Consider the following 26,743-nt stretch of genomic DNA (forward strand, 5'->3'; position numbering starts at 1 on the left):
GCTCATGAGACGAAGAGCGAGCGCGAGATCCGTTCTCGCCACCGGCGCACTGCTCCTAGGCGGCCTCGCCGCCGCACCGAACGCCCAGGCCGGCGGCCCGGGCAAGGCCCCGGCCGCCGACGACCCGGCGTCGGTGCAGGTCTACCAGGCAGAAGTCACCAAGAAGCAGATACCGATCCTCGTCGAGGCCGGCCAGGACGCCCACGAACTCGCAGGACAGACACCCGAGAGCGGCACCGCCCGCGTCGAGCTGTATCTGACCGAGGGCCAGGCCAAGGACATCGAGCGCAAGGGCGTCGAGCTCAGCGAGCACCAGGTGTCGGCGGCGACGCAGAAGCGGCTCAAGGCCGCGGGGGACGGCGTCTACCGGCCGTACAGCGGAAAGGGCGGTCTCCAGGAGGAGATCGTCAAGACCGGGCAGGCGAACCCCGGCATCACCAAGGTCGTCTCCATCGGCAAGACCCTCCAGGGCAAGGACATCCTCGCCCTGAAGCTCTCCAAGAACGCCAAGAAGTCCAAGGACGGCTCCAAGCCCTCCACGCTGTACATGTCCAACCAGCACGCGCGCGAGTGGATCACCCCCGAGATGACCCGCCGCCTGATGCACCACTATCTGGACAACTACGGCAAGGACAAGCGCATCACCAAGCTCGTGAACTCCACCGAGCTGTGGTTCGTGCTCTCCGCCAACCCCGACGGCTACGACTACACGCACGCCGCCGACGGCAACCGCCAGTGGCGCAAGAACCTGCGCGACGTCGACGGCGACGGCAAGATCGCGCCGGGCGACGGCGTCGACCTGAACCGCAACTTCGCCTACAAGTGGGGCTACGACAACGAGGGCTCGTCCCCCGAGCCGTCCTCCGAGACGTACCGCGGCACGGGCGCGATGTCCGAGCCCGAGACCAAGGCGCTCGACCGCTTCCAGAAGCGCATCGGCTTCACGTACGGCATCAACTACCACTCCGCGGCCGAACTGCTCCTCTACGGAGTGGGCTGGCAGGTCGCCACGCCGACCCCGGACGACGTGCTCTACCGGGCGCTGAACGGCACCCCGGAGAAGCCCGCCGTCCCCGGCTACCACCCGCAGGTGTCCTCCGAGCTCTACACCACCAACGGCGAGGCCGACGGGCACGCGGGCAACGTCAACGGCTTCTCGATGTTCACCCCGGAGATGTCCACCTGCCAGACCGCGTCGAACGTGGACCCCAATGACGCGTGGAAGCCCGAGGACTGCGGTTCGATCTTCACCTTCCCGGACGACGAGAAGCTGATCCAGCAGGAGTTCGCCAAGAACGTCCCGTTCGCGCTCGCCGTCGCCGAGACCGCACTCCACCCCGACCAGCCGGTCTCCGTCACCGGCATCGAGGCCCCCGACTTCACCCCCGACTCCTTCACCACCTCCTACGCCCGCGGAGGCGACCAGGAAGTCGCCGTCACCGCCCGCAAGTCGGTGCGCGACAAGGAGCTCAACTACCGCGTCAACGGCGGTCGCACGCACTCCATCGACGACGGCCTCAAGGCCTGGAAGGGCGGCGAGACCTACGGCGGCGAGGACAACCTCCACTTCGACGAGTACCGCGCCGAGATCGAGGACGCGCGCGTCGGCGACAAGGTCGAGGTGTGGTTCACCGGTCGTACGAAGAAGGGCCGCACCCAGAGCGAGCACTTCACCTACACCGTCGCCGAGCGCCCCAAGGCGAACACGCTCGTCGTCGCCGAGGAGGGCGCGACGGCCACCCAGACCCAGAAGTACGTCGACGCCATCAAGGCCAACGGACGCACCGCCGCCGTCTGGGACGTGGCCAAGCAGGGCGTACCGCACCCGCTCGGCGTCCTGTCGCACTTCTCCGCGGTCGTCCACTACACCGGCGACCCCGTCCCCGGCGCGCCCACCCAACTCGCCCTGCGCGACTACCTCAACGAGGGCGGCAAGCTCATCGAGTCCGGCGAGCGCACCGGCGGCAACGTCGACCTCGGCGAAGCCCTCACCGACGACTTCGCGCAGTACTACCTGGGCGCCTACCAGCGGCTCAACGCGCCGGGGGTCACCAGCTTCAAGGGGAGCGGCGCACTCTCCGGGGTGACCACGCCGCTCGCCGCCGCCGACACCAACCCGCTCGACAAGGCAGGCCGCTTCGCCGTCACCTCCGAGACGCTGCCCGCCGATCGGTTCCCGCAGTTCAAGAGTGCCGCGGCGGGGGACTACCCCGGCCTCACCAACCCGTACGCGCCCTTCGCGGGTCAGGGCATGGCCTCGGCCGTCCACGCCGACCAGGACTGGAAGCGGCTCACCCGCACCATCGACCTGACCGGCGTCACCGCGGCCGACGCGCCCGAGCTGCGTCTCGCCCTCAACTGGAACCTGGAGCCCGGCTACGACCACGGCCTCCTGGAGGCGCACACCACCGGAGCCGACGACTGGACGACGCTGCCCGACAAGAACGGCAACTCGTCCACCGCCGTCCCCGCCGAGTGCGAGGCGGGCTTCTTCGTCAACGGTCACCCGTTCCTGCGCCACTACCTGACGGTCGGCGCGACCGCCTGCACGGCGTCCGGCACCAGCGGCGCCTGGAACAGCTTCACCGGATCGTCCGGCGGCTGGAAACCCGTCGCCTTCGACCTCAGCCCCTACGCGGGCAAGAAGATCGAGGTGGCCCTCAGCTCCGTCACCGACCCCTCCACCGGAGGTCGCGGCCTCTTCGCCGACAACGCACAAATCGTCATCAACGGCAACGCCACGGAGACCGAGGGATTCGAGACCTCGCTCGGCACCTGGAGCGTCGCGCCGCCCCCGGCCGGAAGCCCCAATATCACAGGCGACTGGGCGCGGACCGGGGAGCTCTTCCGCTCCTTCGCGGCGGTCACAGCGCGTGACAGCGTGCTCCTCGGCTTCGGCTTCGAGCACGTGCCCACAGACGCCGGGAGGGCCGCTCTTATGGGCGCCTCCCTGGCACATCTGCGCAGCTGACACTGCGTAATCGGGACCTAGGACCCGGTGGCCCGTACCCCTACTGCGGGGTACGGGCCTTTGTGCCGCCAACGGCCCCTCTCGATGTCACCTCAGAGGCTTCAGAGAGGTAGGGTCGGAGGCGGTCGGGGACATCCCATACAACTCGCCGGCGTCTAAAACCGGCGTACCAACGAGGAGATCGGTTTCGTGACGATCCGCGTAGGCATCAACGGCTTTGGCCGCATCGGTCGCAACTACTTCCGCGCGCTGCTGGAGCAGGGTGCGGACATCGAGATCGTGGCTGTCAACGACCTGGGTGACACCGCGACCACGGCGCACCTGCTGAAGTACGACACCATTCTGGGCCGCCTCAAGGCCGAGGTGTCGCACACCGAGGACACCATCACCGTCGACGGCCACACCATCAAGGTGCTGTCCGAGCGCAACCCCGCCGACATCCCGTGGGGCCAGCTGGGCGTCGACGTGGTCGTCGAGTCCACCGGTATCTTCACCAAGAAGGCCGACGCCGAGAAGCACATCGCCGGCGGCGCCAAGAAGGTCCTCATCTCGGCTCCGGCCAAGGACGAGGACATCACGATCGTGATGGGCGTCAACCAGGACAAGTACGACGCGGCCAACCACCACGTCATCTCCAACGCCTCCTGCACCACCAACTGCGTGGCGCCGATGGCGAAGGTTCTCGACGAGAACTTCGGCATCGTCAAGGGCCTGATGACCACGGTCCACGCGTACACCAACGACCAGCGCATCCTGGACTTCCCGCACTCGGACCTGCGCCGCGCCCGCGCCGCCGCCGAGAACATCATTCCGACCACGACCGGTGCCGCGAAGGCCACCGCCCTGGTCCTGCCCCAGCTCAAGGGCAAGCTCGACGGCATCGCGATGCGCGTCCCGGTCCCGACCGGCTCCGCCACCGACCTGGTCGTCGAGCTGCAGCGCGAGGTCACCAAGGACGAGGTCAACGCCGCGTTCAAGAAGGCCGCCGACGACGGCGACCTGAAGGGCATCCTCTACTACACCGAGGACCCGATCGTGTCGTCCGACATCGTCAGCGACCCGGCGTCCTGCACCTTCGACTCCTCCCTGACCATGGTCCAGGAGGGCAAGACGGTGAAGATCCTCGGCTGGTACGACAACGAGTGGGGCTACTCGAACCGCCTCGTCGACCTCACCGTCTTCGTCGGCGGTCAGCTCTAGTCACCAGAGCAGGCACCAAGATGTGAGCACAGGGTCCGGACCGCGCAACGAGGCGCGCTCCGGGCCCTGTTGCGCGTCAGCCCACCCAAGGAGTCCAGTTCATGAAGACGATCGACGAACTTCTCGCCGAAGGAGTCGACGGCAAGCGGGTCTTCGTCCGCGCCGACCTCAACGTGCCGCTCGACGGCGCCACCATCACCGACGACGGCCGCATCCGCGCCGTCCTGCCGACCGTCAAGGCCCTCGCCGACGCGGGCGCCAAGGTGGTCGTGGCCTCGCACCTGGGCCGCCCCAAGGGCGCCCCGGACCCGGCCTTCTCGCTGCTGCCCGCCGCCGAGCGGCTCGGTGAACTCCTCGGCGCGCCCGTCGCGTTCGCGCAGGACACCGTCGGCCCCGCCGCGCACGACGCGGTGAACGGCCTGCAGCCCGGCCAGGTCGCCGTCGTCGAGAACCTCCGCTTCAACGCCGGCGAGACGTCCAAGGACGACGCCGAGCGCGGCGAGTTCGCCGATCAGCTGGCCGCCCTCGCCGATGTCTACGTGGGCGACGGTTTCGGCGCCGTGCACCGCAAGCACGCGTCCGTGTACGACCTGCCGGCGAAGCTCCCGCACTACGCGGGCTACCTGATCGCCACCGAGGTCGGCGTCCTCAAGAAGCTCACCGAGGACGTGAAGCGCCCGTACACCGTCATCCTCGGCGGCGCCAAGGTCTCCGACAAGCTCGCCGTCATCGACGAGCTGCTCGGCAAGGCCGACCGGCTCCTCATCGGCGGCGGCATGGCGTACACCTTCCTCAAGGCGAAGGGGTACGAGGTCGGCATCTCCCTCCTCCAGGAGGACCAGATCCCGACCGTCACGGAGTACATGGAGCGCGCCGAGAAGAACGGCGTCGAGCTCGTCCTCCCCGTCGACGTGCTGGTCTCCACGGACTTCCCCGACCTGAAGACGAAGGCCCCGGCCGACTTCAAGACGGTCGACGCGGACGGCATCCCCTCGGACATGGAGGGCCTGGACATCGGCCCCAAGACGCGGGAGCTCTTCGCCGAGAAGATCGCCGACGCCGAGACCGTGTTCTGGAACGGTCCGGTCGGCGTCGCCGAGCACCCCGACTACGCGAACGGCACCGCCGCGGTCGCGCGGGCGCTGCTCAACTGTGACGGCTTCACCGTGGTGGGCGGCGGCGACTCCGCCGCGGCCGTCCGTAACCTGGGCTTCGACGAAAACGCATTCGGCCACATCTCGACCGGCGGCGGCGCCTCCCTCGAATACCTCGAGGGCAAGACGCTCCCCGGCCTCGCCGCACTGGAGAACTGACACCTGATGACTACGCGTACCCCGCTGATGGCGGGCAACTGGAAGATGAACCTCAACCACCTCGAGGCCATCGCCCACGTCCAGAAGCTCGCCTTCGCCCTGGCGGACAAGGACTACGAGGCCTGCGAGGTCGCCGTCCTGCCGCCCTTCACCGATCTGCGCTCCGTGCAGACCCTGGTCGACGGCGACAAGCTCAAGATCAAGTACGGCGCCCAGGACATCTCGGCGCAGGACTCCGGTGCCTACACCGGCGAGATCTCGGGCCCGATGCTGGCGAAGCTGAAGTGCACCTACGTCGCCGTGGGCCACTCCGAGCGCCGCCAGTACCACAACGAGACCGACGAGATCTGCAACGCCAAGGTGAAGGCCGCGTACAAGCACGGCCTGACCCCGATCCTCTGCGTCGGCGAGGGCCTGGACATCCGCAAGGCAGGACAGCAGGTCCAGTACACGCTGAACCAGCTCGACGGCGGCCTGAAGGACGTCCCGGCCGAGCAGGCCGAGACCATCGTCATCGCCTACGAGCCGGTCTGGGCCATCGGCACCGGCGAGGTCGCGACCCCCGAGGACGCGCAGGAGGTCTGCGGCGCGATCCGCCGCCGCCTCGCCGAGCTGTACTCGCAGGAGCTCGCCGACAAGGTCCGCATCCAGTACGGCGGCTCGGTGAAGGCGAAGAACGTCGCCGACATCATGGCGCAGCCCGACGTGGACGGCGCCCTCGTCGGCGGTGCGGCGCTGGACTCGGACGAGTTCGTCAAGATCGTTCGCTTCGGCGACCAGTGAGTATGCGCTAGCGGCGTTACGTCGTACCCTGACGGGGGTCGGAGCCAGCCTTCGGCCCCCGTCGTCGATTCAAGATCCGAGGAAGTTGGTCCAGCCGTGGTTATGGGGTTCTCGATCGCCCTGATCGTCTTCAGTGCTCTGATGATGTTGCTGGTGCTGATGCACAAGGGCAAGGGCGGCGGTCTTTCCGACATGTTCGGTGGCGGCATGCAGTCGTCCGTCGGCGGTTCCTCCGTCGCGGAGCGCAACCTCGACCGCATCACGGTCGTGGTCGGTCTGCTGTGGTTCGCGTGCATTGTCGCGCTCGGCCTTCTGATGAAGGCGAACAACTAGCGTCAGCCACTGGTCGCTTGTCCGGTGCGAGCCCGCGTGTGCGGCTTATCATGGGGCTTGCGTCCGGGGGTGGGGTGTAACTCCCAACACTGGACGCGCGTTGGGCCTTACGTAAACTGAGGCGCCCGCAGCAGCACCATCACGCAGGGAGTTACGACCGTGGCAAGTGGCAACGCGATCCGAGGAAGTCGGGTCGGGGCGGGGCCGATGGGCGAGGCCGAGCGCGGTGAGTCCGCGCCGCGACTGCGCATCTCCTTCTGGTGCTCCAACGGGCACGAGACGCAGCCGAGCTTCGCCAGCGACGCGCAGGTCCCCGATACGTGGGACTGTCCCCGCTGCGGCTTTCCGGCAGGTCAGGACCGGGACAACCCGCCGGACCCGCCGCGCACCGAGCCGTACAAGACGCACCTGGCGTATGTACGCGAGCGGCGCAGCGACGCGGACGGGGAGGCCATCCTCGCGGAAGCGCTCGCCAAACTGCGGGGCGAGATCTAGCACTTGAATACGACAAGGGAACCGGCCGGACGCCGATAAGTGTCCGGCCGGTTTCCCGTTCTTGCACCTTTCCGGCACGTGTGCGGAGAGACAGTTTCGGACATCTCATCCCGCTCCCTGATCGATTAGGTTGGAGGGTGCAGCGGGGCAATTAACGTACGCGCGTACGAGAGAAGGCTGAAGTCCGAGATGAACGCAGAAAGCCGCGCCAGGCTCGACCGGATTCCCGAGTGGACGGCGCTCACCGAGCACCGTGACCGGCTGGGGGAGGTGCAGCTGCGAGAGCTCTTCGCCGCGGATCCGGCGCGCGGCACGGCGTACACCCTCCAGGTCGGCGACCTGCACATCGACTACTCCAAGCACCTCGTCACCGACGAGACGCTGACGCTCCTGCGCGACCTCGCGGCCGCGACCGACGTCTTCGGGCTGCGGGACGCCATGTTCCGCGGCGAGAAGATCAACACCACCGAGGACCGGGCCGTCCTGCACGCGGCGCTGCGCGCGCCGCGGGACGCCGACATCGAGGTCGACGGCGAGAATGTCGTGCCCGCCGTGCACGCTGTCCTCGACAAGATGAGCGCCTTCTCGGAGAAGGTCCGCTCCGGCGAGTGGACCGGCCACACCGGCAAGCGCATCAAGAACGTCGTCAACATCGGCATCGGCGGCTCCGACCTCGGTCCCGCCATGGCGTACGAGGCGCTGCGCTCCTTCACCGACCGCGGCCTCACGGTCCGCTTCGTGTCGAACGTGGACGGCGCCGACCTGCACGAGGCCGTGCGGGACCTGGACGCCGCCGAGACGCTGTTCATCATCGCCTCGAAGACGTTCACGACCATCGAGACGATCACCAACGCCACCTCCGCGCGCGACTGGCTGCTCACCGAGCTGAAGGCCGGCCAGGACGCCGTCGCCAAGCACTTCGTGGCCCTGTCGACCAACGCCGAGAAGGTCTCCGACTTCGGCATCGACACGGACAACATGTTCGAGTTCTGGGACTGGGTCGGCGGCCGTTACTCGTACGACTCGGCGATCGGTCTCTCCCTGATGATCGCCATCGGGCCCGACCGCTTCCGCGAGATGCTCGACGGCTTCCACCTCGTCGACGAGCACTTCCGCACGGCGCCCGCCGAGTCCAACGTGCCGCTCCTCATGGGTCTGTTGGGCATCTGGTACGGCAACTTCCACGACGCGCAGTCGCACGCCGTGCTGCCGTACTCGCACTACCTCTCCAAGTTCACCGCGTACCTCCAGCAGCTGGACATGGAGTCCAACGGCAAGTACGTCGACCGGGACGGCAAGGAGGTCGACTGGCAGACGGGCCCGGTCGTCTGGGGCACGCCCGGCACCAACGGCCAGCACGCCTACTACCAACTCATCCATCAGGGAACGAAGTTGATCCCGGCGGACTTCATCGGCTTCGCCGAGCCGGTCGCCGATCTGCTGCCCGGCCTGGTCGCCCAGCACGACCTGCTCATGGCCAACTTCTTCGCGCAGACCCAGGCGCTCGCGTTCGGCAAGACGCCGGACGAGGTGCGCGCCGAGGGCGTCGCGGAGGAGCTCGTCCCGCACAAGACGTTCAAGGGCAACCACCCCACGACGACGATCCTCGCCAAGGAGCTGACCCCCTCGGTCCTCGGCCAGCTCATCGCGCTGTACGAGCACAAGGTCTTCGTGCAGGGCGCCGTGTGGAACATCGACTCCTTCGACCAGTGGGGCGTCGAGCTCGGCAAGGTCCTCGCCAAGCGCGTCGAGCCCGCGCTGACCGAGGGCGCCGAGGTGCCCGACCTGGACGGGTCGACCACGGCGCTGGTCGCCAAGTACCGCGACCTGCGGGGGCGTTGAGTCCCACGGACGCTTAATCGGATGCGGGCGGCCCGCCCGGCGGGTGACACTGCTTCGGCTCTGTCACCCGCCGGGAGGGACCCCGTCATGGACCAGTTGCACGCCGCGCTCGCCGACCCCGAGAGACTCAGGCTGTACGCGCGGATCGTCCTCGGCGACCTCCCGCGGCGCGAGGCCGACTCCGCCGTCGCCCGCAAGCACCTGGGCCGCCTCGTCGCCACCGGGCTCGTGGAGCGGCTGCCCGACGGCTCGCTGCGGGCCGACCCCGCCGTCTTCCGGCGCTCTCCCGACCCGGTCGACGCGCACGACCGTCCGACGGTCCCGCGCCGCCTCACCGGCTTCTTCGCACACGGGCGTCTGACGGCCATACCGGTGCGCCCCGTCGTGCGCCACGAACTCCTCGTCCACCTCACGGACACCCTCTTCGACGCCGACCGCACCTACAGCGAGGGCGAGATCAACGACGCGTTCCGGACCGTCCACGACGACACGGCGGCCCTGCGCAGGTACTGCGTCACCGACGGCCTCCTCGTCCGCGAACAGGACGGCTCCAGCTACCGACGCGTCCTCGTGGACGCCTGAGGGCCCCGCACCGGGATGGTGCGGGGCCCTCAGGGACGTAATGCGGTGAACCGTCAGGCGACGGCCGGCGGGTACAGCTCCGGGGGGAGCTGCGAGGCCGCCGCGGTGTCCAGGAGCCACAGGGTCCGCGAGCGGCCGTAGGCACCTGCCGCGGGGGCCTGCACCTCACCGGCGCCGGACAGGGCGATCGCCGCGGCGTTCGCCTTGTCCTCGCCCGCCGCGAGCAGCCACACCTCGCGGGCCGCCCGGATCGCCGGGAGCGTGAGCGTGACGCGGGTCGGCGGGGGCTTCGGCGCGCCGTGCACGCCGACCACCGTGCGCTCCGTCTCGCGCACCGCGGGAAGCTCCGGGAAGAGCGAGGCGACGTGCGTGTCCGGGCCGACGCCGAGCATCAGGACGTCGAACGTCGGCACCGGGCCGTGGTCCTCCGGGGTCGCGGCCGCGGTGAGCTCGGCGGCGTAGATCTCCGCCGCCGCGTCCACCTCGTACGCGCCGTCCGAGGCCGGCATCGGGTGCACCCGGGCCGGGTTGAGGGGCACCGAGTCGAGCAGTGCCTCCTTGGCCTGGGTGTAGTTGCGCTCCGGGTCGCCGTCCGGCAGGAAGCGCTCGTCGCCCCACCACAGGTCGAGACGCGACCAGTCGATCGCGTCCTTCGCGGGGGAGGCGGCCAGCGCCGCCAGCACGCCGTTGCCGTTGCGGCCGCCGGTGAGGACCACCGACGCGTGGCCGCGGGCGGCCTGCGCGTCGACGATCTTCGTGATGAGGCGGGCCGCCGCGGCCTGCGCCATCAGCTCCTTGTCGCGGTGGACGACGAGCTGCGGGGCCGCGGTCACTTCGCCGCCGCCTTCTTCGCGGCGGTCTTCTTGGCCGGGGCCTTCTTGGCGGGCGCCTTCTCCGGCTCCTCCGAAGCGGCCGCCTTGGACGCGGCCTCTTCCTTCGTGTCGTCGGACGGCTTCTCGTCGCGGAGCGACTCGGGCCGCTCCGCCGGTTCGCCCAGGCGGTCCACGCCGTACTTCAGCGCGGACGCGTAGGTGTCGTCCGGGTCGAGGCGCCGAAGCTCCTCGGCGATCAGCTCGGCCACCTCGCGGCGCTTGAGCGCCACCGCGCGGTCGGGCTGCCCCTGGATGGAGAGCGTGGCGAGCGAGCCGTCCGCGCGGTCGAGCACGATGGGACCGCAGGTGGTCTCCATGCGGACGCCGGTCAGGCCGGGGCCCGCCGACAGCGTGCGCTTCACGGGGACGTCGAGGCGGTCCGCGAGCCACATGGCGAGCAGCTCGCAGCTCGGGTTGAACTCCTCGCCCTCCACCTGCACCGAGGTGACCTTGCAGGTGACCTGGTCGAGCGCGGCGGCCAGCATGGAGCGCCACGGCGTGATGCGGGTCCAGGCCAGGTCGGTGTCGCCGGGGTGGTAGGCCTCGGCGCGCGCGGTCAGCTCGTGGATCGGCTGTTCGGCCGCGTACGTGTCCGTGACGCGGCGCTGGGCCAGGGCGCCCAGCGGGTCCTTGGCGGGGTCCAGCGGGGCGTTCACCGGCCACCAGGCGACCACCGGCGCGTCGGGGAGCAGCAGCGGCAGGACGACGGACTGGGCGTGGTTGATGCCCTCTCCGTAGAGCCGCAGGATCACCGTCTCGCCGGTGCCCGCGTCCGCGCCGACCCGGACCTCGGCGTCGAGGCGCGAGGTGGTGCGGTCGCGGGGCGAGCGGGCGGCGCGCTTGATGACCACGAGGGTGCGCGAGGGGTGCTCGCGGGAGGCCTCGCTGGCCGCCTTCAGGGAGTCGTAGGCGTTCTCCTCGTCGGTGACGATGACGAGGGTGAGCACCATGCCGACGGCCGGCGTGCCGATCGCGCGGCGGCCCTGCACGAGCGCCTTGTTGATCTTGCTGGACGTGGTGTCCGTGAGGTCGATCTTCATGGCCGGCGCCAGCTCCGTCCGTCTCGTGCGAGCATTTCGTCCGCTTCGGTCGGGCCCCAGGTGCCGGCCGGGTACTGCGCGGGCTTGCCGTGCTTGTCCCAGTACTCCTCGATCGGGTCGAGGATGTTCCAGGACAGCTCGACCTCCTCCGTGCGCGGGAAGAGGTTGGCGTCGCCGAGCAGGACGTCGAGGATCAGACGCTCGTACGCCTCCGGGCTGGACTCGGTGAAGGACTCGCCGTACGCGAAGTCCATCGAGACGTCCCGGATCTCCATGGAGGTGCCGGGCACCTTCGAGCCGAACCGCACCGTGATGCCCTCGTCGGGCTGGACGCGGATGACGATCGCGTTCTGCCCGAGCTCCTCGGTGGCGGTGTGGTCGAAGGGGGAGTGCGGGGCGCGCTGGAAGACGACCGCGATCTCGGTGACGCGCCGGCCGAGGCGCTTGCCGGTGCGCAGGTAGAAGGGGACGCCCGCCCAACGGCGGTTGTCCACCTGCAGCTTGATGGCCGCGTAGGTGTCGGTCTTCGACTTGGGGTCGATGCCGTCTTCCTGGAGGTAGCCGACGGCCTTCTCGCCGCCCTGCCAGCCCGCGGCGTACTGCCCGCGCACGGTGTCCTTGCCGAGGTCCTTCGGCAGCCGGACGGCGCCGAGCACCTTCGCCTTCTCGGCGACGAGCGCGTCGGCGTCGAAGGAGGCGGGCTCCTCCATCGCGGTCAGCGCCATCAGCTGGAGCAGGTGGTTCTGGATGACGTCACGGGCGGCGCCGATGCCGTCGTAGTAGCCGGCGCGGCCGCCGATGCCGATGTCCTCGGCCATGGTGATCTGCACGTGGTCCACGTACGACCGGTTCCAGATCGGCTCGAACATCTGGTTGGCGAAGCGGAGCGCCAGGATGTTCTGGACGGTCTCCTTGCCGAGGTAGTGGTCGATCCGGAACACCTGGTCCGGGGCGAACACCTCGTGCACGATCGCGTTGAGGTCCTGGGCCGACGCCAGGTCGTGGCCGAACGGCTTCTCGATGACGGCGCGCCGCCAGGAGCCCTCGGGGGCGTCCGCGAGCTCGTGCTTCTTGAGCTGCTGGACGACCTGGGGGAAGAACTTCGGGGGCACGGAGAGGTAGAAGGCGAAGTTGCCGCCCGTGCCCTGCGCCTTGTCCAGCTCCTGGATGGTGGACTTCAGCTGCTCGAAGGCGTCGTCGTCGTCGAAGTTGCCCTGGACGAAGCGCATGCCCTGGATGAGCTGCTGCCAGACCTCCTCGCGGAAGGGCGTGCGCGCGTGCTGCTTGACGGCGTCGTGCACCTCCTGCGCGAAGTCCTCGTCCTGCCATTCACGGCGGGCGAAGCCGATGAGGGCGAAGCCCGGCGGCAGCAGACCCCGGTTCGCGAGGTCATAGACAGCAGGCATCAACTTTTTACGGGACAAATCGCCCGTGACACCGAAGATGACCAGGCCCGACGGCCCCGCGATACGCGGGAGCCGTCGGTCTGCGGCGTCACGCAGCGGATTGCTGCTTGACAAAGTGGGTCAGCCCTTCGCGGGAGCGAGGCGCTTGAGCTCGGCCTCGGTGGACTTGAGCAGGTCGGTCCAGGACGCCTCGAACTTCTCGACGCCTTCGTCCTCAAGGAGCTGCACGACTTCGTCGTAGCCGATGCCGAGCTTCTCCACCGCGGCGATCTCGGCGCGCGCCTGGTCGTACGTGCCCGCGATGGTGTTGCCCGTGATCGACCCGTGGTCGGCCGTGGCCTCCAGGGTCGCCTCCGGCATCGTGTTCACCGTGTTGGGCGCGACGAGGTCGTCGACGTACAGGGTGTCCTTGTACGCCGGGTCCTTCACGCCGGTCGAGGCCCACAGCGGACGCTGCTTGTTGGCCTGCGCCTTGTCCAGGGCGGCCCAGCGGTCCGAGGAGAAGACCTCCTCGTACGCCTCGTAGGCGAGACGGGCGTTGGCCAGCGCGGCCTTGCCCTTGAGGGACTTGGCCTCGTCCGTGCCGATGCCGTCCAGACGCTTGTCGATCTCGGTGTCCACGCGGGACACGAAGAAGGACGCCACCGAGTGGATCTTCGAGAGGTCCAGGCCGCGCTCCTTGGCCTTCTCCAGGCCGGCGAGGAAGGCGTCCATGACCGCGCGGTAGCGCTCCAGCGAGAAGATCAGCGTCACGTTGACGCTGATGCCGAGGCCGATGACCTCGGTGATCGCGGGCAGGCCCGCCTTCGTCGCGGGGATCTTGATGAGCGTGTTCGGCCGGTCCACCAGCCACGCCAGCTGCTTGGCCTCGGCGACCGTCGACCTGGTGTTGTGGGCGAGCCGCGGGTCGACCTCGATCGACACCCGGCCGTCCTGACCGCCGGTCGCGTCGAAGACCGGGCGCAGGATGTCGGCGGCGTCACGGACGTCCGCCGTCGTGATCATCCGGATGGCCTCTTCGACGGTGACCCCGCGGGCGGCGAGGTCCGAGAGCTGCTGGTCGTAACCGTCGCCCTGCGAGATCGCCTTCTGGAAGATCGAGGGGTTGGTCGTGACGCCCACGACGTGCTGCTGGTCGATCAGCTCGGCGAGGTTACCGGACGTGATCCGCTTGCGCGACAGGTCGTCCAGCCAGATCGCGACGCCTTCTTCTGAAAGGCGCTTGAGTGCGTCTGTCATGGAATTACATCTCCTACTTGGTCGTATATGGGCGTCAGCGCTTGGCGGCGGCGATCGATTCCCGGGCCGCCTCGGCCACCGCGTCTGCGGTGAAACCGAACTCGCGGAACAGCACCTTGGCATCCGCCGACGCACCGAAGTGCTCCAGCGAGACGATGCGTCCGGCGTCACCCACGAAGCGGTGCCAGGTCAGGCCGATGCCCGCCTCCACCGCCACGCGCGCCTTCACCGACGGCGGCAGCACCGAGTCCCGGTACCCCTGGTCCTGCTCCTCGAACCACTCGACCGACGGCATCGAGACGACGCGCGTCGGGACGCCGGCGGCCTGCAGCTGCTCGCGCGCCTCGACGGCGAGCTGGACCTCGGAGCCGGTACCGATCAGTACGACCTCGGGCGCACCGCCCTCGGCCTCGAACAGCACGTAGCCACCCTTGGCGGCGTCCTCGTTGCGCTCGTACGTCGGGACGCCCTGGCGGGTCAGCGCGAGGCCGTGCGGGGCGCCCTTGCCGAACTCCTTGGTGTAGCGCTTGAGGATCTCGCGCCACGCGATGGCGGTCTCGTTCGCGTCGGCCGGGCGCACGACGTTCAGGCCCGGGATGGCGCGCAGCGAGGCCAGGTGCTCGACCGGCTGGTGGGTCGGGCCGTCCTCGCCGAGACCGATGGAGTCGTGCGTCCACACGTACGTCACCGGCAGGTGCATCAGCGCGGACAGACGCACGGCGTTGCGCATGTAGTCGGAGAACACCAGGAAGGTGCCGCCGTAGATGCGCGTGTTGCCGTGCAGCGCGATGCCGTTCATCTCCGCGGCCATGGAGTGCTCGCGGATGCCGAAGTGGATCGTGCGGCCGTACTGGTCGGCGCCCGGCAGCGGGTTGCCCGTCGGCAGGAACGAGGAGTTCTTGTCGATGGTGGTGTTGTTCGAGCCCGCCAGGTCGGCGGAGCCGCCCCACAGCTCGGGGATGACCGCGCCGAGCGCCTGCAGGACCTTGCCGGACGCGGCACGCGTGGCGACGCCCTTGCCGGTCTCGAACTCCGGGAGCTTCTCCTCCCAGCCCTTCGGCAGCTCGCCCGCGGCGATGCGGTCGAACTCGGCCGCGCGCGCGGAGTCGCCGCTGCGCCACGAGGCGAAGCCCTTCTCCCACTCGGCCCGGGCCTCGCGGCCGCGGTCGAGCGCCTTGCGGGTGTGCGCGATGACCTCGTCGGAGACCTCGAAGGTCTGCTCCGGGTCGAAGCCGAGGACGCGCTTGGTGGCGGCCACTTCCTCGTCGCCGAGCGCCGAGCCGTGGGCGGCCTCGGTGTTCTGCGCGTTCGGGGCGGGCCAGGCGATGATCGAGCGCATCGCGATGAAGGAGGGGCGCTCGGTCTCGGCCTTGGCGGCCTCGATCGCGGCGTAGAGCGCGGCGGGGTCGAGGTCGCCGTCCTCCTTGGGGGCCACGCGCTGGACGTGCCAGCCGTACGCCTCGTACCGCTTGAGGGTGTCCTCGGAAACGGCCGTCTCGGTGTCGCCCTCGATCGAGATGTGGTTGTCGTCCCACAGCAGGATCAGGTTGCCGAGCTTCTGGTGCCCGGCCAGCGACGAGGCCTCGCCGGAGATGCCTTCCTGGAGGCAGCCGTCACCGGCGATGGCGTACACGTAGTGGTCGAACGGGGACGAGCCGTCGGTCGTCTCCGGGTCGAACAGGCCGCGCTCGTAGCGGGCGGCCATCGCCATGCCCACGGCGTTGGCCACGCCCTGGCCCAGCGGTCCCGTGGTCGTCTCCACGCCCACCGTGTGGCCGTACTCCGGGTGGCCCGGGGTCTTCGAACCCCAGGTGCGGAAGGCCTTCAGGTCATCCAGCTCCAGGCCGAAACCGGCCAGGTACAGCTGGATGTAGAGGGTCAGGGACGAGTGGCCCGCAGAGAGGACGAACCGGTCGCGGCCGGTCCAGTCGGCGTCCGCCGGGTCGTGGCGCATCACCTTCTGGAAGAGGGTGTACGCGGCGGGCGCGAGGCTCATGGCCGTACCGGGATGGCCGTTGCCGACCTTCTGTACGGAATCCATGGCCAGGACGCGGGCGGTATCAACGGCCCGCTGGTCCAGTTCGGTCCACTCGAGGTCTGTGGTGGTCGGCTTGGTGCTCACCCTGAGTCAGGGCTCCTCTCCACATGTCGAATGCCGGCGGCGTAGATCCCACCGGCCGTTGTCGAGCCTACCGCTGCTAGAACGCTCATTTTTTCGAGTCATTCCAGACTGCGACGACATGCGGGGATGCGCCTCCCGAAAAGAAAGCGAAGACATTCCGCAAGTGAATACGGGCTCGCTCATATGTCCGCTCAAAAGGCCACAGGTATCGCCCATTTGTCCGCTCAATGAACGCACGGTTCCGCTCATGTGGCGACCCGGGCCGCCCCGGACGCCGTTCGCCCTGGCGGCCCAACACGACCCCACCCCCGCGAAGGGCGAGGTATGGGCAACGTCTACAGTGGCGTGGTACGCGCGGGCTTTACCGGATCTTCATGTCAGAAGGTGCTGGTCGGCCTGCTGGGATGTCTCTGTCAGGGGTGTGCGTGACGGCCGTTGAATCCCGTCCAGCGGGGGTTTCCGGGACGGACCTTAGCCCGAGCCATCGGCCGTTCGGGGCTCGTGTCAAGGCGTTCGTGGAGCTGACCAAGCCGCGGATCATCGAGCTTCTGCTCATCACCACCGTTCCGGTGATGTTCCTCGCCGAGCAGGGGGTGCCCGACCTGTGGCTGGTCTTCGTGACCTGCCTGGGCGGCTACCTCTCCGCGGGGGGCGCGAACGCCCTCAACATGTACATCGACCGCGACATCGACGCGCTGATGGACCGCACGTCGCAGCGGCCGCTGGTGACCGGCATGGTCAGCCCCCGGGAGTGCCTCGCCTTCGGCATCACCCTCGCGGTCGTCTCGACGCTGCTGTTCGGCCTCGCCGTCAACTGGCTCTCCGCCTGGCTCTCGCTCGGCGCCCTGCTCTTCTACGTGGTCGTCTACACGATGATCCTGAAGCGCCGGACCTCGCAGAACATCGTCTGGGGCGGCATCGCGGGCTGCCTGCCGGTCCTCATCGGCTGGTCCTCGGTCACCAACTCCATGTCGTGGGCGCCGATCATCCTCTTCCTGGTGATGTTCTTCTGGACGCCGCCGCACTACTGGCCGCTCTCCATGAAGGTCAAGGAGGACTACGCGCGCGTCGGCGTGCCGATGCTGCCGGTCATCGCCTCCAACAAGGTGGTCGCCCGCCAGATCGTCCTCTACAGCTGGGTCATGGTGGCCGTCTCGCTGCTGCTCCAGCCCCTCGGCTACACCGGCTGGTTCTACACGGCGGTGGCGCTGGTGACCGGCGGCTGGTGGCTGTGGGAGGCGCACGGGCTGCAGAACCGCGCCAAGGCCGAGGTCACGGGCGGCAAGCTCAAGGAGATGCGGCTCTTCCACTGGTCGATCACCTATGTGTCGCTGCTCTTCGTGGCCGTGGCGGTGGACCCCTTCCTGCGCTAGGCCCTGGTCGCTCCGCGGGTGCGTGGCAGATGCCACGTCGATCGTCTGTCGCCAAGGGTGCTACCCGTCGGTAGCATCCTGCCCATGGCAGAGACCCAGCAGGTTGAGGACAGCAAGCAGGCCGCTCGTGCCGAGCGGAAGACCGCCCGGCTCGCCAAGGAGATCGGCGCCTTCGCGCGGGCGCACGGCGGCGCCGAGGCGCAGATCGCGTACATCGGGCACGAAGGCACCCGGATCGTCCTCGTCGGCGAGGACGGCGGCTGGGGCGACCTGGTGGCGCCCACCTACGCCGTCGCGCAGAGCGCCGTGGAGAAGGCCGGGATCACCGTCCACGAGGATTTCGCCGGGGAATTCGCCGCGAAGGTGAAGACCGGCCCCTACGAGTGGAAGCGGATGGCGGGCATCCAGATCGGCGGCCCGAGCAACGGCTGAGGCCGATCCGAGCAACGGCTGACGTCGATCCGAGTTACGGCTGACGCCGATACACGCCGAAAGCAACACCTGACACCCGCGTCACCCGTTAGGACCGTAGAAGCAAGGTCCACCGATCGGGAGTCCGGATGATCGAAACGCCGTCCCTGGTGGACCAGTACTGCCATGGCGTCCTCCGTACGGAGCTGGGCCTCGGCACCTTCGAGGCCCACCTCGGCCGGGGCGGGGGACCGCCCGCCCCCGGCACCACCTTCTTCGACACGCAGACCGGCTTCGCGGTGCGCCGCTGGTGCCCGCCGCTGCTCGGCATCGAACCGCACTGCCCGCCGGCCCGCTATCTCGCCCGCCGCCGCGAACTGGGCGTCCTGGAGTCGGGGCGGCGCCTCCTGCGCGGCAGCGGTATCACCACGTACCTCGTCGACACGGGCCTGCCCGGGGACCTGACGGGCCCCGGCGAGATGGCCTCCACCGGCGACGCCGACGCCCGCGAGATCGTCCGCCTGGAATTACTGGCCGAACAGGTCGCGGACACCTCGGGCACCGCCGACTCGTTCCTCGCCAACCTCGCCGAGTCCGTGCACGCGGCCGCCGTCGGAGCCGTCGCCTTCACCTCGGTCGCGGGCGTACGCCACCCGCTCGCCCTCGCCCCGGAACCGCCGGGGCCCGGTGAGGTGCGGGGCGCGGTGGGGCGCTGGCTGGCGGGCCGGCAGGTGGGCGGGGTGCTCGCCGACCCCGTGCTCCTGCGGCACCTGCTGTGGATCGCGGTGGCCTCGGGGCGGCCGCTCCAGCTCCACGCGGGCGCCGGGGACCCGCAGACGTACTTCGGGGAGTTCGCGCGGGCCACCGCGGGGCTCGGCACCGATCTGGTGCTGCTGCACGGCTACCCGTACCACCGCAGCGCCGCGCACCTCGCGGCCGTCTTCCCGCATGTGTACGCGGATCTGGGCCCCGCGCTGGTGCGCACCGGGGCCCGCGCGGCCGCCGTGCTCGCCGAGATCCTGGAACTCGCGCCGTTCGGCAAGCTGCTGTTCTCCAGCGGCGCCCACGGACTGCCCGAGCTGCACGTCGTCGGGGCGCACCTGTTCAGGGAGGCCCTCGGCCGGGTCCTCGGCACCTGGGTCGCCGAGGGCGCCTGGTCGCTCACCGACGCGCAGCGCGTGGCGGGCCTCATCGCCGCGGGCAACGCGCGGCGGGTGTACGGGCTGCCGGCCGGGTCAGACGGCCGAGAGCCGTGAGTCGTCCGCCTGGGCGGGCAGGTCGGCCGTGGTCAGCGGACGCTCCCGCAGCGAGAGCAGGACGCGCACCGCGGCGATCCACACGATGCACGAGCCGAACATGTGCAGGCCGACCAGGAGCTCCGGCAGGTCCGTGAAGTACTGGACGTAACCGATCGCGCCCTGCGCCAGCAGGATCAGGAACAGCTGGCGGGTGCGGATCAGCGGGCCCTTGGGCGCGTCGACCGCCTTCAGGACGAACCACAGGGCGAACGTCAGCGTCACCACGATCCACGCGACGACCGCGTGCAGCTTGCTGACGCCCTCCCAGTCGACGCCCATCCGCGGCACGTCGCTGGAGTCGCCCGCGTGCGGCCCCGCGCCCGTCACGACGGTGCCCACCGCGATCAGCACGGCGGAGACCGCGACCAGGACCCAGACGAGCTGCGCCACGGGCTTGCCCACCAGCGGGCGCGGTTCGGCGTCGCCCTCCTGGGTCCGCTGCCACATGACGACGGCGACCGCGATCAGGGCGGTGGAGAGCAGGAAGTGTGCCGCGACCGTGTACGGGTTCAGGCCGACGAGGACGACGATGCCGCCGAGCACCGCGTTGCCCATGACCAGCCAGAACTGGATCCAGCCGAGCCGGGTCAGGCTGCGCCGCATCGGCTTCTGCGAGCGGGCCGCGATGATCGCCCAGCCGACGGCCGCGCAGAGCACGTACGTCAGCATGCGGTTGCCGAACTCGATGGCTCCGTGGAAGCCCATCTCGTGGGTGGCCGTCAGCGATTCGTCCGTGCACTTGGGCCAGGTCGGGCAGCCGAGACCCGAGCCGGTCAGGCGGACGGCGCCACCCGTCACCACGATGAGGACCGTCATGACGAGGGAGATCAGGGCCGCCTGCTGGACGGTCCGCTGCGTGGGGGTCCAGCGCTCGGCGATGAAGGCGAGCGGGTTCCGCACGGCTTGAGCGATGTCGGCTCGGGTCACGTTTGGCACGCGCCCCATCGTAGGGGGCCGCTTGTGCACGGCTTCACGAGGGGGACGCAGGCGGCGCTTTTGTGACCACGGTTACTCCCAGCGGAAGAACTTCGCCGCCGCACCGAGCCCGAGCACCGCCCACACCGCGAGGATCCCGAGGTCCCCCCACGGCATGCCCGCGCCGTGCTGGAGGACGTCGCGCAGGCCGTCCGAGAGCGCCGAGATGGGGAGCAGCCCGAGGAGCGTCTGCGCCGCGTCGGGGAACTTGTCGAGCGGGACGATGACGCCGCCGCCCATGAGCAGGAGCAGGAAGACGAGGTTCGCGGCGGCCAGGGTCGCCTCCGCCTTGAGCGTGCCCGCCATGAGCAGGCCGAGCCCCGAGAACGCCGCCGTGCCGAGCACGAGGAGCAGCAGGACCGCGAAGGGGTTGCCGTGCGGCGACCAGCCGAGCGCGAACGCGATGACGGTGACGAGCACCACCTGGAGGACCTCGGTGACCAGCACCGAGAGCGTCTTCGCCGTCATCAGCCCCCAGCGCGGCAGCGGCGAGGCACCGAGCCGCTTGAGCACCCCGTACCGGCGCTCGAAGCCCGTCGCGATGGCCTGCCCGGTGAACGCCGTCGACATCACGGCGAGCGCGAGGATGCCGGGCGCGAGGAAGTCGACGGCCTCGCCCTTGCCCCCCGCGGTTTCAGTAGGCACGTCGACGATGTCGACCGCGCTGAACAGGACGAGCAGGAGCGTCGGGATGATGACGGTGAGGAGCAGCTGCTCGCCGTTGCGCAGCAGCATCTTCGTCTCCAGGACCGCCTGCGCCGCGATCATGCGGGGGAGCGGGGCGGCGCCCGGCCTCGGCGTGTACGTTCCGGCGGCGCTCATCCGCGCAGCTCCTTACCCGTGAGCTCCAAGAAGACGTCTTCCAGGGTGTGGCGTTCGACCGAGATGCGGTCCGGCATGACGCCGTGCTGGGCGCACCACGAGGTGACGGTGGCGAGCAGCTGCGGGTCGACCGTGCCGCTCACGCGGTAGGTGCCGGGGGTGAGTTCGGCGGCGGCGGAGTCCGGGGGCAGGGCCTTGAGGAGCGAGCCGACGTCGAGGCCGGGGCGGCCGGTGAAGCGCAGGGTGTTCTCGGCGCCGCCGCGGCACAGCGCGTCGGGACTGCCCTGGGCGATGACCTTGCCCGCGTCGACGATCGCGACGTCGTCGGAGAGCTCCTCGGCCTCGTCCATGTGGTGGGTCGTGAGGATGACGGAGACCCCGTCGCGGCGCAGGTCCCGCACGAGCTCCCAGGTGGCCCGGCGCGCCTGCGGGTCGAGGCCGGCGGTCGGCTCGTCGAGGAAGACGAGGTCGGGCCTGCCGACCACGGCCATGGCGAGCGCCAGGCGCTGCTGCTGGCCGCCGGAGAGCCGCCGGTAGGTGGTACGGCCGCAGCTGCCGAGGCCGAGGCGCTCGATCAGCGCGTCGACGTCCAGCGGGTGCGCGTGGAGTCTGGCCACGTGGCGGAGCATCTCGTCGGCGCGGGCACCGGAGTAGACGCCGCCGGACTGGAGCATCACGCCGATGCGGGGCCGCAGCGCGTCCGCCTCGCGGACCGGGTCGAGGCCGAGTACCCGGACGGTGCCGGAGTCCGGCTTCCGGTAGCCCTCGCACGTCTCGATCGTGGTGGTCTTGCCCGCGCCGTTGGGGCCGAGGACGGCGGTGATGCCGGCCTCCGCCGTCAGGTCGAGACCGTCCACCGCGGTCTTGGGGCCGTACCGCTTGACCAGATTCCTGACCTGGACGACGGGCTCGTTTCGCATGGTGAGCCAGTCTAGGGACGGCCCTCGGGTCCCGGATGCGCGGGGCGGTTCGCCGCGAGCCACCGCTCCGCGTACGCCACGGCGTCCGCCACGGGGAAGAGGCGCGACTCGGCGGCGCCGACGAAGCCGCGTACGACCTCCGTGTCCTTCTCGAACGCGGCGCCGAGCTGCGCGAAGTCCTCCTCGTCGATCGAGCGCTCCCGCACGGTCTTCCAGACGCGCCCTCGCGACGTCATCGCGGCGAAGGAGTTCTCCTCGTCGGGGCCGGGGATGCGGTACTCGGCCAGGTGGAACGAGGTGCACGAGTCGTACCCCGCGCCGAGGAGGAGGACGCGGGCGCCCGCCTTCTCCAGGCGGGCCAGGGGGCTGCGCTCGCCGAGCCGGCAGTCGCGGGCGTGGCCCGCGGTGATCGTGGCGGCGGCGGGGCCGAGCGCCGCGAACGACGTCTGCGGGTGGGCGCTGCGCAACACGCCCGGCCAGGTGCGGACGGTCTCCGGGACGATGCCGACGCCGTACGTGGGCGAGGTCAGCGGGTCGTACACGGGCATCGACGCGCGCAGCACCGGCCACCACTCCTCGGGCACGGGCGGGTTCTGCCACACGGAGGGCTCGGAGTTGTCGCCGGTGTGCGTGGGGACCACGAGCGTGCCCTCGGGGCCCAGGGCGTCCAGGAGCGCCTGGACGAGTGCGACGGCGCCGCCGCTCACCCAGCCGAGCGCGCTCAGCGAGGTGTGGGCGAGGAGGGTCTCGCCGGGGCGCACACCGAGCCGGAGCAGCTCGCGCGCGAGGGACTCGCGGGTGCACAAAGGGCCGGTGGGAGGGGGTGTCGGCATGGTCAGGGAGTCTCGCGGAAGGACCGCGCGAGCGCCACCGGTTTGATCGATCGGTGATCGTTTCCGCAGGTCAGCTTAGGTATGCCTAAGTGATGCAGCGCACCGTCCGGTGATCAGGACGCGGGTTGTCAGGCTCTGAGGAATTACGCAACAATGGCGTTGTGAAAAACGTTGGCGAGGCTCCGCAGGAGGAACTCGCGACCGGTGAGCGCTCGACGCGCAACCGTGTCGCGCGGTCCATCCTGGACCACGGCCCCTCCACCGTCGCCGATCTCGCGAAGCGCCTCGGCCTCACCCAGGCGGCCGTCCGCAGGCACCTGGACGCCCTCGCCCACGAGAACGTGGTCGAGCCCCGCGAACAGCGGGTCTACGGCGCGCGGACCCGAGGCCGCCCCGCCAAGGTCTTCGCGCTGACCGACTGCGGCCGCGACGCCTTCGACCAGTCGTACGACAAGCTGGCCGCGGACGCGCTCCGGTGGATCACCGAGCACCACGGCGAAGAGGCCGTCGTCGCGTTCGCCCGGGCGAGGATCACCGCCCAGGCCGAGACGTACCGGCAGGCGATCGACGCCGCGCCCCCCGAACAGCGCACCGAGGCTCTCGCGAAGGCGTTGACCGCCGACGGGTACGCTGCTACGGCGCGCAGCGCACCGGTCGGCGAACAGCTCTGCCAGCACCACTGCCCGGTCGCCCATGTCGCCGAACAGTTTCCGCAGCTCTGCGAGGCGGAGACGGAGATCTTCTCCGAACTCCTCGGCACGCATGTGCAGCGCCTCGCCACCATCGCCCACGGAGACGGCGTCTGCACGACGTTCATTCCGCGCAGCGGCGGCAGCGGCAGCACCACCACCAGGCAGACCACCACACCAGCATCAGCAAGCACGGCCGGGAGGAACCCCGCATGACGCTCCCCACGGAGACTGCCCACCCCGAACTCGAGGGCCTGGGCAACTACGAATACGGCTGGGCCGACTCCGACGTCGCCGGTGCCTCTGCCAAGCGCGGCATCAACGAGGACGTCGTCCGCGACATCTCGGCGAAGAAGAACGAGCCGGAGTGGATGACCAAGCTCCGCCTCAAGGGCCTGCGCCTCTTCGACAAGAAGCCCATGCCCAACTGGGGCTCGGACCTCACGGGCATCGACTTCGACAACATCAAGTACTTCGTGCGCTCCACGGAGAAGCAGGCGGAGTCCTGGGAGGACCTGCCCGAGGACATCAAGAACACGTACGACAAGCTCGGCATCCCCGAGGCGGAGAAGCAGCGCCTCGTCGCCGGTGTCGCGGCCCAGTACGAGTCCGAGGTCGTCTACCACCAGATCCGCGAGGACCTGGAGGAGCAGGGCGTCATCTTCCTGGACACCGACACGGCGCTGAAGGAGCACCCGGAGCTCTTCAAGGAGTACTTCGGGACCGTCATCCCCGTCGGTGACAACAAGTTCGCCTCGCTGAACAGCGCCGTCTGGTCCGGCGGCTCGTTCATCTACGTCCCCAAGGGCGTGCACGTCGAGATCCCGCTCCAGGCCTACTTCCGCATCAACACGGAGAACATGGGTCAGTTCGAGCGGACCCTGATCATCGTCGACGAGGACGCGTACGTTCACTACGTCGAGGGCTGCACCGCCCCGATCTACAAGTCGGACTCGCTGCACTCCGCCGTCGTCGAGATCATCGTCAAGAAGGGCGGCCGCTGCCGCTACACGACGATCCAGAACTGGTCGAACAACGTCTACAACCTGGTCACCAAGCGCGCCGTGGCGTACGAGGGCGCGACCATGGAGTGGATCGACGGCAACATCGGCTCCAAGGTGACGATGAAGTACCCCGCCGTCTACCTCATGGGCGAGCACGCCAAGGGCGAGACCCTGTCCATCGCCTTCGCGGGCGAGGGCCAGCACCAGGACGCCGGCTCCAAGATGGTCCACATGGCGCCGAACACGTCGTCCAACATCGTCTCCAAGTCGGTGGCGCGCGGCGGCGGTCGTACGTCGTACCGCGGCCTCGTCGAGATCGGTGAGGGCGCCGCCGGATCGAAGTCGAACGTGCTCTGCGACGCACTGCTCGTCGACACGATCTCGCGCTCGGACACCTATCCCTATGTCGACGTCCGCGAGGACGACGTCTCCATGGGTCACGAGGCCACCGTCTCCAAGGTCTCCGACGACCAGCTCTTCTACCTGATGAGCCGCGGCATGACGGAGTTCGAGGCCATGGCGATGATCGTGCGCGGCTTCGTCGAGCCGATCGCCAAGGAGCTCCCCATGGAGTACGCGCTGGAGCTCAACCGGCTGATCGAGCTGCAGATGGAGGGTTCGGTCGGCTAAGACCGGACACCGTCCCCGCAGCGACTGACTTCTTACGCAGAGAGAGAGCACGACGACAGCCATGGCTGAGGCTCAGAACATTCCGGTCGGGTCGACGACCGCCGGGTCCATCGCGGTGGCCGCCGAGTCCACCGTCGCCACCCGCATGAGCGCTCCCCCGTCGTACGACGTGGACAGCTTCCCGGTCCCGCACGGCCGCGAGGAGGAGTGGCGGTTCACGCCGCTGGAGCGCCTGCGCGGGCTGCACGACGGCAGCGCGGTCGCCGACGGCGGCATCCGCGTCGAGGTGAACGCCCCCGAGGGCGTCACCCAGGAGACCGTCGGCCGCGACGACGCCCGCGTCGGCAAGGCGGGCAAGCCCGTCGACCGCGTCGCCGCCCAGGCCTACTCGTCCTTCGAGAAGGCCTCGGTCGTGACCGTCCCCAAGGACACGGTGCTCACCGAGCCCATCCGCATCGCCGTGCACGGCGAGGGCGGCACCGCCTTCGCACACCAGGTCGTCGAGCTCGGCGCGTTCGCCGAGGCCCTCGTCGTCATCGACCACACCGGTGACGCCGTGCTCGCCGCCAACGTCGACTTCGTCGTCGGCGACGGCGCCAAGCTCACCGTCGTCTCCGTCCAGGACTGGGACGACACCGCGGTGCACGTCGCCCAGCACAACGCGCTGGTCGGCCGTGACGCGTCCTTCAAGTCCGTCGTCGTCACCTTCGGCGGCGACCTGGTCCGGCTCCACCCGCGCGTGAACTACGCGGGCACCGGCGGCGAGGCCGAGCTCTTCGGCCTGTACGTCACCGACGCCGGCCAGCACCAGGAGCACCGCCTCCTGGTCGACCACAACACCCCGCACTGCAAGTCGAACGTCGTCTACAAGGGCGCGCTCCAGGGCGACGACGCCCACGCGGTGTGGATCGGCGACGTCCTCATCGAGGCCGCCGCCGAGGGCACGGACACGTACGAGATGAACCGCAACCTGGTTCTGACCGACGGCGCCCGGGTCGACTCCGTGCCGAACCTCGAGATCGAGACCGGCGAGATCGTCGGCGCGGGCCACGCCTCCGCGACCGGCCGCTTCGACGACGAGCAGCTCTTCTACCTGCAGTCGCGAGGCATCCCGGAGGAGGAGGCCCGCCGCCTCGTCGTCCGCGGCTTCTTCGCCGAGCTCGTCCAGCAGATCGGCCTGCCCGACGTCGAGGAGCGCCTCATCGCGAAGATCGAAGAGGAGCTGGAGGCGACCGTCGCATGAGCCTCGACCAAGCCCGCTTCGTTCGGGCCTGTGGACTGAGCGAGCTGGAGGAGGACACCCCGAAGCGGGTGGAACTCGACGGCACGCCGGTCTCGGTCGTCCACACCGAGGGCGAGGTGTACGCGATTCACGACATCTGCTCGCACGCGAACGTCTCCCTCTCCGAGGGCGAGGTGGAGGACTGTCAGATCGAGTGCTGGCTGCACGGCTCCAGCTTCGACCTCCGCACCGGCAAGCCGTCCGGCCTTCCCGCGACGCGCCCCGTCCCCGTATACCCCGTAAAGATCGAAGGGGGCGATGTACTCGTTGACGTACACGCCTCCCTTTCCCAGGAGTCCTGAGGCACC

At 69.6% G+C, this 26,743-nt stretch carries 24 protein-coding genes; 15 read left to right on the forward strand and 9 right to left on the reverse strand.

Features of this window, described 5'->3' with window-relative positions; all coding sequences use genetic code 11:
• Positions 1-4 precede the first annotated feature (4 nt).
• The 8 genes from DEJ48_RS29795 (at position 5) to DEJ48_RS29830 (ending at position 9,519) form a co-directional block, all read left to right on the forward strand.
• Positions 5-2,971, forward strand: a complete 2,967-nt coding sequence (locus tag DEJ48_RS29795) for a M14 family metallopeptidase (protein WP_150219286.1) — start codon at positions 5-7, stop codon at positions 2,969-2,971.
• 189 nt (positions 2,972-3,160) lie between these two features.
• Entirely contained in the window at positions 3,161-4,171 is a 1,011-nt protein-coding gene (gene gap / locus DEJ48_RS29800; protein WP_055566781.1) for a type I glyceraldehyde-3-phosphate dehydrogenase, read from the forward strand.
• Between the two features lie 101 nt (positions 4,172-4,272).
• A complete protein-coding gene (locus DEJ48_RS29805) occupies positions 4,273-5,484 on the forward strand; it encodes a phosphoglycerate kinase (protein WP_150219287.1) in 1,212 nt (403 codons plus the stop codon).
• A 6-nt stretch (positions 5,485-5,490) separates the two neighbouring features.
• Complete coding sequence (tpiA, locus tag DEJ48_RS29810) at positions 5,491-6,267, forward strand: triose-phosphate isomerase (RefSeq protein WP_150219288.1); 777 nt, start codon at positions 5,491-5,493, stop codon at positions 6,265-6,267.
• A gap of 102 nt (positions 6,268-6,369) precedes the next feature.
• On the forward strand, positions 6,370-6,600 hold the full coding sequence (gene secG, locus DEJ48_RS29815; RefSeq protein ID WP_030784160.1) for a preprotein translocase subunit SecG: 231 nt from the start codon (positions 6,370-6,372) through the stop codon (positions 6,598-6,600).
• Between the two features lie 159 nt (positions 6,601-6,759).
• Positions 6,760-7,095, forward strand: a complete 336-nt coding sequence (locus DEJ48_RS29820; RefSeq protein WP_003957010.1) for an RNA polymerase-binding protein RbpA — start codon at positions 6,760-6,762, stop codon at positions 7,093-7,095.
• 189 nt (positions 7,096-7,284) lie between these two features.
• Positions 7,285-8,937: a glucose-6-phosphate isomerase gene (gene pgi / locus DEJ48_RS29825; RefSeq protein WP_150219289.1), complete on the forward strand. Its 1,653-nt coding sequence runs from the start codon at positions 7,285-7,287 to the stop codon at positions 8,935-8,937.
• An 87-nt stretch (positions 8,938-9,024) separates the two neighbouring features.
• Positions 9,025-9,519, forward strand: coding sequence for a DUF2087 domain-containing protein (locus DEJ48_RS29830; protein ID WP_150219290.1), 495 nt, complete (start codon positions 9,025-9,027; stop codon positions 9,517-9,519).
• Between the two features lie 53 nt (positions 9,520-9,572).
• On the opposite strand, the gene pgl is transcribed toward DEJ48_RS29830, so the two are convergent.
• Genes pgl through tkt form a run of 5 tightly spaced genes read right to left on the reverse strand, consistent with a single transcriptional unit; the run spans position 9,573 to position 16,198 of the window.
• Positions 9,573-10,352 carry a 6-phosphogluconolactonase gene (pgl, locus tag DEJ48_RS29835; protein WP_150219291.1) on the reverse strand — a complete coding sequence of 260 codons (780 nt, stop codon included), beginning with the start codon at positions 10,350-10,352 and terminating at the stop codon, positions 9,573-9,575.
• Positions 10,349-11,431 (reverse strand): glucose-6-phosphate dehydrogenase assembly protein OpcA, encoded by a 1,083-nt coding sequence (opcA, locus tag DEJ48_RS29840; protein WP_150219292.1) that lies wholly within the window; start codon positions 11,429-11,431, stop codon positions 10,349-10,351. The genes pgl and opcA overlap by 4 nt, the downstream gene beginning before the upstream one ends.
• Positions 11,428-12,951, reverse strand: a complete 1,524-nt coding sequence (gene zwf / locus DEJ48_RS29845; protein ID WP_150219293.1) for a glucose-6-phosphate dehydrogenase — start codon at positions 12,949-12,951, stop codon at positions 11,428-11,430. Before zwf ends, opcA begins: the two co-directional genes overlap by 4 nt.
• Before the next feature lie 6 nt (positions 12,952-12,957).
• Positions 12,958-14,076, reverse strand: coding sequence for a transaldolase (gene tal, locus DEJ48_RS29850; RefSeq protein ID WP_150219294.1), 1,119 nt, complete (start codon positions 14,074-14,076; stop codon positions 12,958-12,960).
• Between the two features lie 34 nt (positions 14,077-14,110).
• Entirely contained in the window at positions 14,111-16,198 is a 2,088-nt protein-coding gene (gene tkt, locus DEJ48_RS29855; protein ID WP_150219295.1) for a transketolase, read from the reverse strand.
• A gap of 419 nt (positions 16,199-16,617) precedes the next feature.
• On the opposite strand from tkt, the gene DEJ48_RS29860 reads away from it, so the two are divergent.
• From DEJ48_RS29860 to DEJ48_RS29870, 3 genes are all read left to right on the forward strand, one after another.
• Entirely contained in the window at positions 16,618-17,571 is a 954-nt protein-coding gene (locus tag DEJ48_RS29860) for a heme o synthase (RefSeq protein ID WP_190538076.1), read from the forward strand.
• 84 nt (positions 17,572-17,655) lie between these two features.
• On the forward strand, positions 17,656-18,003 hold the full coding sequence (locus DEJ48_RS29865) for a hypothetical protein (protein ID WP_150219297.1): 348 nt from the start codon (positions 17,656-17,658) through the stop codon (positions 18,001-18,003).
• A 128-nt stretch (positions 18,004-18,131) separates the two neighbouring features.
• The gene (locus tag DEJ48_RS29870) at positions 18,132-19,238 is read left to right on the forward strand and encodes an amidohydrolase family protein (RefSeq protein WP_150219298.1); all 1,107 of its coding nucleotides are present in this window, start codon (positions 18,132-18,134) and stop codon (positions 19,236-19,238) included.
• Here the strand turns inward: DEJ48_RS29870 and DEJ48_RS29875 are convergent.
• The 4 genes from DEJ48_RS29875 to DEJ48_RS29890 all read right to left on the reverse strand — a co-directional run bounded on the left by DEJ48_RS29875 (position 19,218) and on the right by DEJ48_RS29890 (position 22,830).
• Positions 19,218-20,225, reverse strand: coding sequence for a COX15/CtaA family protein (locus DEJ48_RS29875; protein WP_150219299.1), 1,008 nt, complete (start codon positions 20,223-20,225; stop codon positions 19,218-19,220). The two genes, DEJ48_RS29870 and DEJ48_RS29875, sit on opposite strands and share 21 nt — an antisense overlap.
• 63 nt (positions 20,226-20,288) lie before the next feature.
• On the reverse strand, positions 20,289-21,077 hold the full coding sequence (locus DEJ48_RS29880; RefSeq protein WP_150219300.1) for an ABC transporter permease: 789 nt from the start codon (positions 21,075-21,077) through the stop codon (positions 20,289-20,291).
• The gene (locus tag DEJ48_RS29885; RefSeq protein WP_150219301.1) at positions 21,074-21,997 is read right to left on the reverse strand and encodes an ABC transporter ATP-binding protein; all 924 of its coding nucleotides are present in this window, start codon (positions 21,995-21,997) and stop codon (positions 21,074-21,076) included. The genes DEJ48_RS29880 and DEJ48_RS29885 overlap by 4 nt, the downstream gene beginning before the upstream one ends.
• A gap of 11 nt (positions 21,998-22,008) precedes the next feature.
• Positions 22,009-22,830 carry an aminoglycoside N(3)-acetyltransferase gene (locus tag DEJ48_RS29890; RefSeq protein ID WP_150219302.1) on the reverse strand — a complete coding sequence of 274 codons (822 nt, stop codon included), beginning with the start codon at positions 22,828-22,830 and terminating at the stop codon, positions 22,009-22,011.
• Between the two features lie 161 nt (positions 22,831-22,991).
• Between DEJ48_RS29890 and DEJ48_RS29895 the strand changes: the two genes are divergently transcribed.
• The 4 genes from DEJ48_RS29895 to DEJ48_RS29910 all read left to right on the forward strand — a co-directional run bounded on the left by DEJ48_RS29895 (position 22,992) and on the right by DEJ48_RS29910 (position 26,737).
• Entirely contained in the window at positions 22,992-23,735 is a 744-nt protein-coding gene (locus DEJ48_RS29895) for a helix-turn-helix transcriptional regulator (RefSeq protein ID WP_150219303.1), read from the forward strand.
• A complete protein-coding gene (sufB, locus tag DEJ48_RS29900; protein ID WP_150219304.1) occupies positions 23,732-25,153 on the forward strand; it encodes a Fe-S cluster assembly protein SufB in 1,422 nt (473 codons plus the stop codon). The genes DEJ48_RS29895 and sufB overlap by 4 nt, the downstream gene beginning before the upstream one ends.
• Positions 25,154-25,214: 61 nt before the next feature.
• Entirely contained in the window at positions 25,215-26,396 is a 1,182-nt protein-coding gene (gene sufD / locus DEJ48_RS29905; protein ID WP_150219305.1) for a Fe-S cluster assembly protein SufD, read from the forward strand.
• On the forward strand, positions 26,393-26,737 hold the full coding sequence (locus tag DEJ48_RS29910; RefSeq protein ID WP_055566801.1) for a bifunctional 3-phenylpropionate/cinnamic acid dioxygenase ferredoxin subunit: 345 nt from the start codon (positions 26,393-26,395) through the stop codon (positions 26,735-26,737). Before sufD ends, DEJ48_RS29910 begins: the two co-directional genes overlap by 4 nt.
• The last annotated feature ends 6 nt before the right edge of the window (positions 26,738-26,743 follow it).

Source organism: Streptomyces venezuelae (assembly GCF_008642315.1).
Lineage (GTDB): Bacteria > Actinomycetota > Actinomycetes > Streptomycetales > Streptomycetaceae > Streptomyces > Streptomyces venezuelae_D.

Coding starts and splice junctions, on each gene's coding strand:
- DEJ48_RS29795 (WP_150219286.1), top strand. CDS start 5: ATGAGACGAAGAGCGAGCGCGAGATCCGTTCTCGCCACCGGCGCACTG.
- DEJ48_RS29805 (WP_150219287.1), top strand. CDS start 4,273: ATGAAGACGATCGACGAACTTCTCGCCGAAGGAGTCGACGGCAAGCGG.
- tpiA (WP_150219288.1), top strand. CDS start 5,491: ATGACTACGCGTACCCCGCTGATGGCGGGCAACTGGAAGATGAACCTC.
- secG (WP_030784160.1), top strand. CDS start 6,370: ATGGGGTTCTCGATCGCCCTGATCGTCTTCAGTGCTCTGATGATGTTG.
- pgi (WP_150219289.1), top strand. CDS start 7,285: ATGAACGCAGAAAGCCGCGCCAGGCTCGACCGGATTCCCGAGTGGACG.
- DEJ48_RS29830 (WP_150219290.1), top strand. CDS start 9,025: ATGGACCAGTTGCACGCCGCGCTCGCCGACCCCGAGAGACTCAGGCTG.
- opcA (WP_150219292.1), bottom strand. CDS start 11,431: ATGAAGATCGACCTCACGGACACCACGTCCAGCAAGATCAACAAGGCG.
- tal (WP_150219294.1), bottom strand. CDS start 14,076: ATGACAGACGCACTCAAGCGCCTTTCAGAAGAAGGCGTCGCGATCTGG.
- DEJ48_RS29865 (WP_150219297.1), top strand. CDS start 17,656: ATGGCAGAGACCCAGCAGGTTGAGGACAGCAAGCAGGCCGCTCGTGCC.
- DEJ48_RS29870 (WP_150219298.1), top strand. CDS start 18,132: ATGATCGAAACGCCGTCCCTGGTGGACCAGTACTGCCATGGCGTCCTC.
- DEJ48_RS29875 (WP_150219299.1), bottom strand. CDS start 20,225: ATGGGGCGCGTGCCAAACGTGACCCGAGCCGACATCGCTCAAGCCGTG.
- DEJ48_RS29880 (WP_150219300.1), bottom strand. CDS start 21,077: ATGAGCGCCGCCGGAACGTACACGCCGAGGCCGGGCGCCGCCCCGCTC.
- DEJ48_RS29885 (WP_150219301.1), bottom strand. CDS start 21,997: ATGCGAAACGAGCCCGTCGTCCAGGTCAGGAATCTGGTCAAGCGGTAC.
- DEJ48_RS29890 (WP_150219302.1), bottom strand. CDS start 22,830: ATGCCGACACCCCCTCCCACCGGCCCTTTGTGCACCCGCGAGTCCCTC.
- sufB (WP_150219304.1), top strand. CDS start 23,732: ATGACGCTCCCCACGGAGACTGCCCACCCCGAACTCGAGGGCCTGGGC.
- sufD (WP_150219305.1), top strand. CDS start 25,215: ATGGCTGAGGCTCAGAACATTCCGGTCGGGTCGACGACCGCCGGGTCC.
- DEJ48_RS29910 (WP_055566801.1), top strand. CDS start 26,393: ATGAGCCTCGACCAAGCCCGCTTCGTTCGGGCCTGTGGACTGAGCGAG.